The organism is Mesorhizobium sp. M7A.F.Ca.CA.004.06.1.1 (assembly GCF_003999135.1).
Taxonomy (GTDB): domain Bacteria; phylum Pseudomonadota; class Alphaproteobacteria; order Rhizobiales; family Rhizobiaceae; genus Mesorhizobium.
The window spans coordinates 1-9237 of sequence record NZ_RZPQ01000161.1; the positions used below are offsets into that span (position 1 = coordinate 1).

9 protein-coding genes are annotated in these 9237 nt (G+C 62.8%); 2 read left to right on the forward strand and 7 right to left on the reverse strand.

Features of this window, described 5'->3' with window-relative positions:
* From EN906_RS12495 to EN906_RS12510, 4 genes are all read right to left on the reverse strand, one after another.
* The coding region (locus EN906_RS12495; protein WP_164777159.1) for a bifunctional UDP-sugar hydrolase/5'-nucleotidase at positions 1 to 1736 on the reverse strand (1736 nt) is incomplete at its 3' end.
* Between the two features lie 187 nt (positions 1737 to 1923).
* Positions 1924 to 2301 (reverse strand): hypothetical protein, encoded by a 378-nt coding sequence (locus tag EN906_RS12500; protein WP_127375201.1) that lies wholly within the window; start codon positions 2299 to 2301, stop codon positions 1924 to 1926.
* Between the two features lie 183 nt (positions 2302 to 2484).
* Positions 2485 to 3930, reverse strand: a complete 1446-nt coding sequence (locus EN906_RS12505; RefSeq protein ID WP_127272620.1) for a homospermidine synthase — start codon at positions 3928 to 3930, stop codon at positions 2485 to 2487.
* A gap of 231 nt (positions 3931 to 4161) precedes the next feature.
* Positions 4162 to 5193, reverse strand: coding sequence for a substrate-binding domain-containing protein (locus tag EN906_RS12510; RefSeq protein ID WP_164749020.1), 1032 nt, complete (start codon positions 5191 to 5193; stop codon positions 4162 to 4164).
* Between the two features lie 210 nt (positions 5194 to 5403).
* Here EN906_RS12510 and EN906_RS12515 point away from each other — a divergent pair, with 210 nt between their 5' ends.
* Positions 5404 to 5733 (forward strand): hypothetical protein, encoded by a 330-nt coding sequence (locus EN906_RS12515; protein ID WP_127268296.1) that lies wholly within the window; start codon positions 5404 to 5406, stop codon positions 5731 to 5733.
* A 127-nt stretch (positions 5734 to 5860) separates the two neighbouring features.
* Positions 5861 to 6304: a hypothetical protein gene (locus EN906_RS12520; protein WP_127268297.1), complete on the forward strand. Its 444-nt coding sequence runs from the start codon at positions 5861 to 5863 to the stop codon at positions 6302 to 6304.
* Here EN906_RS12520 and EN906_RS12525 read toward each other — a convergent pair.
* From EN906_RS12525 to EN906_RS12535, 3 genes are read right to left on the reverse strand one after another with little or no spacing between them, the layout of a single operon-like run.
* On the reverse strand, positions 6301 to 7242 hold the full coding sequence (locus tag EN906_RS12525; RefSeq protein WP_127268298.1) for a DUF3445 domain-containing protein: 942 nt from the start codon (positions 7240 to 7242) through the stop codon (positions 6301 to 6303). The genes EN906_RS12520 and EN906_RS12525 overlap by 4 nt on opposite strands.
* 12 nt (positions 7243 to 7254) lie before the next feature.
* On the reverse strand, positions 7255 to 7917 hold the full coding sequence (locus EN906_RS12530) for an aminotransferase class IV family protein (protein WP_127268299.1): 663 nt from the start codon (positions 7915 to 7917) through the stop codon (positions 7255 to 7257).
* Complete coding sequence (locus EN906_RS12535; protein WP_127268300.1) at positions 7866 to 9011, reverse strand: aminodeoxychorismate synthase component I; 1146 nt, start codon at positions 9009 to 9011, stop codon at positions 7866 to 7868. The genes EN906_RS12530 and EN906_RS12535 overlap by 52 nt, the downstream gene beginning before the upstream one ends.
* Positions 9012 to 9237 lie beyond the last annotated feature (226 nt).

Here is a 9237-nt window from a genome sequence, read left to right on the forward strand (position 1 = left end):
GGCATTGCCTGTGCCGCATCGGCAGGCTTGGCGGCTTCAGCCGGTGCGGGCGCCGGCGTGGCCGGCGCTGCTTCGGCTGGCTTGGCCGGATCGGTTGCCGGGGCCGCAGGCGCCGCGGCGACGGTCGCGGCTATTTCGGTGATGCGGCCGTCGAGCTTCGGCGTGTAGGGCCGGTGGGCGCCGAGGTAGTCGGCAACCACCTGTTCGAGGCCGGGGCCGTAATCATAGGCGTTCTTGGCCTTGTCGGCGAAGACCTTGTAGCCGTCGCCGCCCTGGCGGACATAGTTGTTGGTTGCGACCAGATAGTCCTTGTCAGGCTTGATCGGCGTCCAGGCGCCGCCCTCCATGACCTCCACCGATTTGACGCGGCCGGCATTGGGCGCGACGGATTTGTCGAAGGAATACTTCAGGCCGGCGACCTGCGGGAAGCGCCCGGCGCCGTCCTCGACCTGGCTGAGGCCGCCCTCGAGGCCGGCCACCAGATCCTTGCCCGAAATCTGGAACGTCGCCAGCGTGTTCTGGAACGGCAGCACGGTCAGCACCTCGCCCATGGTGACGGTGCCCTTGTCGATCGAGGCGCGCAGGCCGCCGCCATTGGAGATGACGATCTCGACGCCCTGTCCCTTGACGCGGTCGAGGATGGCGTCGGAGACGAGATTGCCCATCGCGCATTCGCGGGTGCGGCAGCTCTCGCGACTGCCGTCGATGACGTCGGTGGTTTCCGCCACTTCCTTGTTCTTCAACGCCTCGATCGGCGCCCCAAGCTCCTTGATGCGGGCGAGCACGGCCGGGTCGGGGGTGATCGACTTGTCGAGATAGATCGGGTCGCCGCTGGCCGATTTGACGACGCCATTGTCGTCGAACACCACCTTGAACTCGCCGAGATATTTCGAGTAGGACGCCGCCTGCACCACCGGCACCTTGTAGCCGTCCGGATTGTCGACCATCGTCGGGTAGGGGCCTTCCGCCTTCGGATCGGTGTTCGACAGCAGCGAATGGCTGTGACCGCCGACGACGACATCGATGCCCGGGATCTTGGCAATGACGTCGCGCTCGCGCCTGTAGCCGATATGGGTCACGGCGATGATCTTGTTGACGCCTTCGCCCTTGAGCTTCTCGACTTCGGCGGTGATCGACTTGACGTCATCCTCTATTGCGACGTTGGGTCCGGGGGAAGCGAGGTCCGGCGTGTCGTTGGTGATCGCGCCGATGATGCCGATCTTCTGGCCGCCGACCTCGACGACAACAGATGGCTTGACTCGGTCGCCGAGCTTGGATTGCGCGTTGGCCTTCACATTGGCGCCGAGCACCGGGAACTTGATCATGTCGAGGAACGGCGCCAGGGCCGCCTCGCCGTCGTCGAATTCATGGTTGCCAAGGGCCATGGCATCGAACTTCATGTCGTTGAGGAATTCGCCTTCGACCTTGCCCTTGTAGGTCGTGTAGAACAGCGAGCCCTGGAAATTGTCGCCTGCGCTGAGCAGCAGCACGTTCTGGCCTTGCAGCTTCTTGCGCTCCTGGGCGATCGCGGTGATCAGCCGGCCCGCGCCACCGATGCACTCGCCCTTGGTTTCCTCGTCCGCCGAGCAGGTCGATTCATATTTGTTGTTGCCTTCGATGCGGCTGTGCCAGTCGTTGATATGCAGGATGTTCAGCGTGTAGTCGGCAAAGGACGCGCCGGCCGACAGACCGAGTGCTGAGGCTGACAGGGCTGCAATGGCGGCAAGTTTCTTCATCTTCGTCTCCCGGAAAGCCGATCAGAGGCCACTAGCGCTCTTGCTTGACTGGAACATAACAGCCGGCGCTTCGGCCATGTTCCCATCGCGTTCCGGATGACGCAAGCGGAATCCGGGACCCCTTTGCCGGCATAAAAAAGGACGGCGGCCAACCGGCCGCCGTCCTTGGAAACGAATGGTCGCGGGCTCAGACGCGCCTTGTCAGCACGAAATTCTGACCGCTGGAACTCGTGCAGTTGAGCTGGCTTGTCGACACCATCAGGCAGTTGAAGCTGACCGCGGTCTGGCGGATCAGCGAGGTGCCGTTGATCTGCACCGATGTGGCGCCGGTCATCGTGTAGCTGCCGTCGGCAAGCTTCTGGCCGGTGTCGGTGGCCACGGTCGTGAAGGTACCGCCGGCGAAGGTCGACAGGCCGGTGCCCTTGGCGTCGATCCAGGAGCCCTCGACGCTTTTGGGCGCCGCTGCCATCGGCGGTTCATCAGGGCCGCTGGTCGCACGGGCGGCGAGCATCGTCGCAATGGCACCCGCCACGCTCATCGAAAGAATTTTGCGCGCAATGATCATATGAAAATCCTCTCCTCTCGCATCGGCCCGAAAACCGGAATCGATTTTCGACAAGCACGAGGCGTGCATCCAAGTTTCCAGAGCGACATGCGTCCAGATGAATGCGTGTCGTTGTGGTCCGCATCCCTTCAATCGCCCGATTTCCGGGCGATTGCAAGGCGGTGAGGCAGGTAGGCGGTGCTGCTATCGCACAAGGATGTTGCGGAACTGCCACGGGTCGTTCCGGTCGAGGTCTTCCGGGAACAGGCCGGGGCGGTTATCGAGCGGCGTCCAGTCGGTGTAATAGCCCTTGACCGGTCCGAGATACTGGGACTGCACTTCCAGGCACCGCCTGTAGTCCATCTCGTCGGCTTCGACGATGCCGGCCTCGGGGTTTTCGAGCGCCCAGACCATGCCCGAGAGCACCGCCGAGGTGACCTGCATGCCGGTGGCGTTCTGGTAGGGCGCCAGCTTGCGCGCCTCGGCGAGCGACAGCTGCGAGCCGTACCAGTAGGCATTCTTGTCGTGGCCGTAGAGCAGCACGCCGAGTTCGTCGACGCCGTCGATCAACTCGTTCTCGTCGAGCACATGATGCACCGGCTGAGGCTTGCCGGCGGCGCCGAACATCTCGTCGAGCGACAGCATAGCGTCGTTGCAGGGATGGTAGGCATAGTGGCAGGTCGGGCGGTATTGCACCTTGCCCTTCTTGGAACGCACGGTGAAGAAATCGGCGATCGAGATCGCCTCATTATGCGTCACCAGCAGGCCGTATTGCGCGCCGGGCGTCGGGCACCACGAGCGCACGCGCGTGTTGGCGCCCGGCTGCTCCAGATAGATGGCTGCCTTCGAGCCGTGCTTGTGCTTCTTGGCGTTCTTCGGCATCCATGTCTCGTGTGTGCCCCAGCCAAGTTCCGCGGGCTGCAGGCCCTCGGAGATGAAGCCTTCGACCGACCAGGTGTTCCAGAACACATCCATCGGTTTCGGCTTCTTGGCGCGCTGGGTGTCGCGTTCGGCGATGTGGATGCCCTTGACGCCGGCCTTCTTCATCAGCTTGGCCCAGCCCTCGCGGTCGTCCTGCGCGGGCTCCGAGAACTCCAGGCCAAGATCGGTGGCGAGATTGACCAACGCCTGCTTGACGAACCACGAGACCATGCCTGGATTGGCGCCGCAGGTGGAGACCGCCGTGGCGCCGCCGGGCTTGTCGTGCTTTTCCTTGAGCAGCGACTCGCGCAGCGCGTAATTGGTGCGGCTGGCGTTGTCCGCCTTGGCGTCGAAATAGAAGCCGAGCCATGGTTCGACGACGGTGTCGATGTAGAGAACACCGAGCTTGCGGCAGAGCCGCATCAGATCCACCGAGCCGGTATCGACCGACAGGTTGATGCAAAAGCCCTGGCCGCCGCCATTGGTCAGAAGCGGGGTCAAGAGCTTCTTGTAGTTCTTCTCGGTCACCGCTTCCTGGACGAAGGCGATGCCGCGCTCGTCGAGCAGCTTGCGGTCGGTGTCGCGCGGGTCGATGACCGTCATGCGCGACTTGTCGAACTGGAAATGGCGTTCAATCAGCGGCAGCGTTCCCCGGCCGATCGAGCCGAAGCCGATCATCACGACAGGGCCGCTGATCTCACCGTAAACGGGCCAGTTTTCATTCGCCATTTTATCGAGCACTCCTTCAAAACCCAGGAAACTGGGAAAACATGCGCAAGCCGGGGATTTTTGCCCGGCGGCCATGCGCTACATCACAGATCATTGTCACAAACCAGCGAAAAGCGCCAACCAGCGGCTAGCTGCGTTGGCTACGTGGTTAAGGCTGAAACCGTGGATGAATGGCTCTACCCGAACCAAAGTTAGCTCATTTGCCAAGCGCAAGCGACGTGCCCCGTCCGTTCAACGGATTTTTGCCCTCGGCGCAGCTGTGGACGCCCGAACCACCAACTCCACGGGCAGAACGACTTGGCGGGGCGGTTGGTTGTCAAGAACCATGCGGGCGGCGAGCCTGCCTTTTCCGATCACGTCTTGCGCGACAGTCGTCAGCGGAGGTGTGGTGCGCGCGGATTCAGCAGTGCCATCGAAGCCAATGACCGACACGTGGCCCGGCACCTCTATGCCGCGACAAACCGCCTCGTCGAGTATTGTGATCGCCTGCCAATCCGACATGGTCAGGATCGCGGTTGCTTCAGGCACATTGTCGAACACCACCGCTCCAGCAGATGGATCGCCGGGCGTCGTCTCGATAATCGGGACATCGTCGATCGACAAGTTCGCCTCCGCCAAGCCCTGTTTGAAACCGTCAAGCCTTTCGTCATCGAGTGAGAAGCCGGCAAGAAGCGGGCGCTTTGCCTGTCCGGGCATGTGCACAATGGGAGGGCCTGAAGTTCTCCGTATGGACAGGATGGCAAAATGTCGGTGTCCCAGCCCGGTCAGATGCCGGACGGCAGCGACCGCGCCCCTCCTGCCGTCGATCTTTATCGAATTGATGTCGGGACCTGCGTCGCTTTCGAGAATGACGAAGGGCAGGCGTCGCCGTTGTGCCGATGTTATGAGGCCGATATCCGCGCTGTGACCAAGGATGAAGCCGTCGACCAGGGCCTCGCGGATATTGGCGATGCGGGTATTATCGGTGCCGTTTACAAGGCTGAGCGTCGTTCCGGCCTCGTCGCAGGCGAGCGAAACGCCCAGCACCAACTCGCGGAGATAGGGACTTCTGAGCACGTCGGCGATGGCGTAGGCGCCAGGCGGCATGAACCCGATGGCATTGAACTTGCCATCCCGCAGCAATCGTCCCTTTGGATCGGGGCCGCCAAACCCGAGCGCTCGCGCGGCCGCTTCGACACGTTGGCGCAACTCAGGCCTGACCAGTTCCGGCCGGTTGAAGACGTTGGAAACAGTGCCCCGGGAGACACCGGCAGCCTTGCCCACGTCGGCTAGCGTTGGCATTGCGATTCACCCCGTTTCCCTTCAGTTAGACCATTTTTTGGAGCGCTCCAAGAATTTTGTTGACTCGAAAGTGGAAAGGGCGGATCGTATCACTTGGAGCGCTCCAAGTAGGCGTATCTGGCATTTTCGCGACTGAAACATCGAAGATCGTCAAATGGCTTGGTCCCAACGGCCACGCCCAGGGAGGGTGTTATGGCAGAAACCAATGTTTTTCCCGCCTCGCTTGTCGGTAAGACTTTCGACTGCGTTTTCGGCCCGTTCGTACCCCGGCTGACGTTTTTCTCGCCGGAGGAATTACATGTGCAGGCGTCGATCGGAGCCACCAAAATTGACGAGGTGGTCAAGATCGACATGACCAGCGTACGCCCGAACCTCGTGCTCATGAGCTGGACGGAGCAGAGCGGCAACTTCATCGTGCAGTTGCAGGATCATGAGAAAGGGATCGTCCACAACTATGCGCGGCTGGCCGACGGGCAGCTCTTCTGTGCCCAAGGCGCCATTCAAGCCGTTTCGCCTGCGTGACGCTCCCGCGTCGGGGCCGGCAAAGTGCGGCATCGACCGGCATACTGCTGTTTCCTAGTTGAAGTACTTCGGATTACGATCTGCTGAATTGCCGTCATCGATTTCCCTATTGAAGGAGGAAAGTGCGATGGAACTCGCTTACGACAGTCATCTGCTTGCCCGAATTCTGCTGAGCGTCGCGACCGTGGGCTACGGTGTGGTGACGATCAAAGCCGACCTCAACGCCACCCACGCCACCAATCCGCTGTGGACTCCGCACGCCCGGTTTCACGTCGTTTGGCAGGTGCTGAGCTACACCGGAGTCGCGCTGATTGCGCTGGGGCTTATCTGGATTGGAGGCCCACTCCAAGCCGAGCGGCTCTATCTCGCCGGGGGATTGGGCGTCGCCATGTATGGAGCGTTCTTCGTGGCCATGCTCTCACGACCGATCTATGGCGGCGTGCTCTACGACGAGAACGGCTACCTGCCATTCCGACCGCCGTTCGGACCGGCGGGTTGGCGGTGGGATGTCAACGTCACCGTCTTTACCGCGATGTCCGCGATCCTGCTGCTGGGCTTGGCCGCGATTTAGGACAGCGCCAGCACCCCGAGCCGGTCGACCAGCCGATCGCGGTCTGATGTCAGGCCCTTATAGTCGAGTTGGGCGAGATCGAGCGCTTCGAGCTGGGCGGCGAAAGACGCCGCGAGCTTCGCCCGATCCGGGTGCCTGGCCAGCACGGCGAGCGGGTCGAGATGGATGCGGATGGTGAACAGGATATCGCGTGAAACAGGCAGTTTGCGCAGGGTCTGCCGCTCGACGCGGATGAACGCATGAGCGTCGATATCGCCATCGGGAAAGCGCGACGGCCGGTTGGTGGCGCGGTCGATGCGCTGCAGGTCGGAGAGCGGATGATAGAGCGCGTTGTCGGACTGGATCGACCAGTTGTAGCGCTCGACCGCCTGCCCCTGGAGGCCATCGAACATCCGGTTGATGAGTTCCGCCGGACGCGTGCCCGGGCCGAAACCCGGCACCGGCGCGTGGATGTCCTGCAGCGGCTTGCCGAATTTTTCCAGGAGCGACCAGGACGAGGGAAAGCAGAGCGAGCCGGCGACTAGCCGCCAGCCGCTGTCACCGCGGCGCATCAGGATCAGGTCTTCCTGGACGAGCTGTGAGGCTTTAGCCAGCGGCGCCTCGGCGAGGGAAGCAGGCAGACGGCCCGCCGCGCCCGCCACCTCGACGCCTGATCCGCCGAGCCGATGGGTTTCGGGGAACCTCTCCAGGAGATGCGCAGCGAGCAAGTCGAGCACTTCCTGCTGGGCATCGCGCGTGCCGTCCTCCTCGACGAAAACGCGCTCTGGGATTTCGGCATAGAGCCGGTGCTTTTCGGCGAGATACGGCAGCAGATGGCCGTCGATCTCGATCCAGTCCGCCGGATCGAGCGGCTTCAGCCCGATACTGAACAGTTTCGACGAGCCGTCATAGGGCGTGTGGGTGGGGAGCGTATGCTCTGGGGGCGTGTGAGTGGGCACAGTCGTCCTGTTTCAGGTCAGTCTTGCGGGGATCAGTCCGCGCAGCGAATTGCCGACGAACAGGGACTTGGCGGATTTCAGATCGTCCAAGCTGTAGATCGCTTCGCGGGCGCGGCCTTCATCCAGAAGCTGCGCGCGCAATACACCAGGCAGCAGGCCGCAGTCGAGCCGGGGCGTGGCCAGCACGCCGTCGCCGAGATCGGCAAAGACATTGGTGATCGTGCCTTCACAGATCTCGCCGCGCTCGTTGGCCATAAGCACCTCGTCGGCCTGGGTGATGAGGTGTTCGGCGCGGGCACGCGTGTAGAGCTGCCGCCGGCTGGTCTTGTGGCGCAGCAGCGTGTCGTGCGAATCGAGCCTCGTCCGCGCCAGCCGCAGCATCCAGACCTTGTCGGCGGCGAGCGGTTCATAAGGCTGCGCCGAGGCCGCCACCTCACCATCGTGCGACAGGACGAGCCGCGTGCGCATGGCAACGCCGGAACCGCCGACCGCGCTGCTCAGTGCCTCGCCGACCTTGCCTGGAGCACAGCGGAAGCCGAGCTCCGCCGCCGAGCCATAGAGGCGCGCAAGATGGCGATCGAAGCGCAGGAAGCCCGGGCCGGGTTCCCAGCGCATGGTCTCGATCAACTGAAAGTCGGCGGTGTTCCCGTCGCGAAGCGCGCTTTCAGCAGACACTCCTGATACTCCTCCTGCGCCGTCGAATCGAAGACGACGCCGCCTCCGACATTGTAGACGGCCTCGCCGCCCGAAAAGAGCGAGATGGTGCGGATCGCCACGGAAAAGCGCATCGGGCCGCCGGGCGCGATCCAGCCTATGGCGCCGCAATAGGCATCGCGGGGCGTGCCTTCCAGGTCGCGCAGGATCTCCATGGCACGGATCTTAGGCGCGCCGGTGATCGAACCGCAAGGAAACAGCGCCGCGAAGATCTGGCGGATAGAGAGACCCGGCAGCAGTTTGGCCCTGACGTCGCTTACCATCTGATGCACGGTCGGGTAGGTCTCGATGCGGAACAGCGCCGGCACGTCCAGCGTGCCCACCTCGCTGATCAGCGAGATATCGTTGCGCAGGAGATCGACGATCATCCGGTTTTCGGCCTGGTTCTTCTCGTCATTGCGCAGGAAGATCTTCTGCCGCTCGTCTTCGGCCTTGGTGGCGCCGCGCGGCGCCGTGCCCTTCATCGGATGCGTCTCGATCATGCCCTCGGCGTCGATCTCGAAGAACAGTTCAGGCGAGCGCGACAGCACGATGGGTTCACCGAGCGCGATCAGCGCGCCATATTTCACCGGCTGACGTTCCGTCAATGCATCGAAGGCGGCCAGCGGCTCGCCTGACCATTGCGCATGCACGGGAAAGGTCAGATTGCCCTGGTAGCAATCACCTTGCCGGATGTGCTGGTGCAGCCGCGAAAAGCGTTTTTCATAATCCTCCGGCGACCACGTCGCACGGGCGTCGAAGATCGGGCCGTTGGTCGCCGTGGTGTCGCGCGGCGGCACCGCCTCTTCGACCGGGGCATCGAAAACCCCAAGGCACACGAGTGGGGCCCGGCGTTCATTCGGCAGCAGGGGAACGAGCTTGGGTTCGAGCAGGTAGCCCGCCTCATACGAGAAATAGCCGGCAAGCCATTTGCCTGCATCATGCGCGGCTTGTGCTGCTTCCAGAGCCGGTTCGAAATCCCCTGCTTCGTGCGCCACGATGATATCGGCCGGCCGGTCGAAAACGAGCTGGCGCGCGCTTTTGTCATTGCGAAAAATTGCGGCGGGCAGGGACATGGGACTCGTGCTGCGGTCTATGAAGCCATCAACCGCTCTATATGGGGTGCCGCTCGCGCGCAATCGAGGGAACGGCACGCTGCCTCTCAAAGCCGACCTCAGGGCCAACCCAGGGCCCAAGAGCAAACGGCGGCGCCGATATGGCGCCGCCGTTTGTAGTCTCGGTTCTTGCCGGCGATCAGCTGTTGCTGAGGGTTCCGGCTGTTGGAAACTGCTTGGCGAATTC

Bases quoted from the DNA above. Each gene is read 5' to 3' on its own strand.
- EN906_RS12535 (WP_127268300.1), bottom strand. From the start codon at position 9,011: ATGTCCCTGCCCGCCGCAATTTTTCGCAATGACAAAAGCGCGCGCCAG.
- EN906_RS12520 (WP_127268297.1), top strand. From the start codon at position 5,861: ATGGAACTCGCTTACGACAGTCATCTGCTTGCCCGAATTCTGCTGAGC.
- EN906_RS12505 (WP_127272620.1), bottom strand. From the start codon at position 3,930: ATGGCGAATGAAAACTGGCCCGTTTACGGTGAGATCAGCGGCCCTGTC.
- EN906_RS12515 (WP_127268296.1), top strand. From the start codon at position 5,404: ATGGCAGAAACCAATGTTTTTCCCGCCTCGCTTGTCGGTAAGACTTTC.
- EN906_RS12500 (WP_127375201.1), bottom strand. From the start codon at position 2,301: ATGATCATTGCGCGCAAAATTCTTTCGATGAGCGTGGCGGGTGCCATT.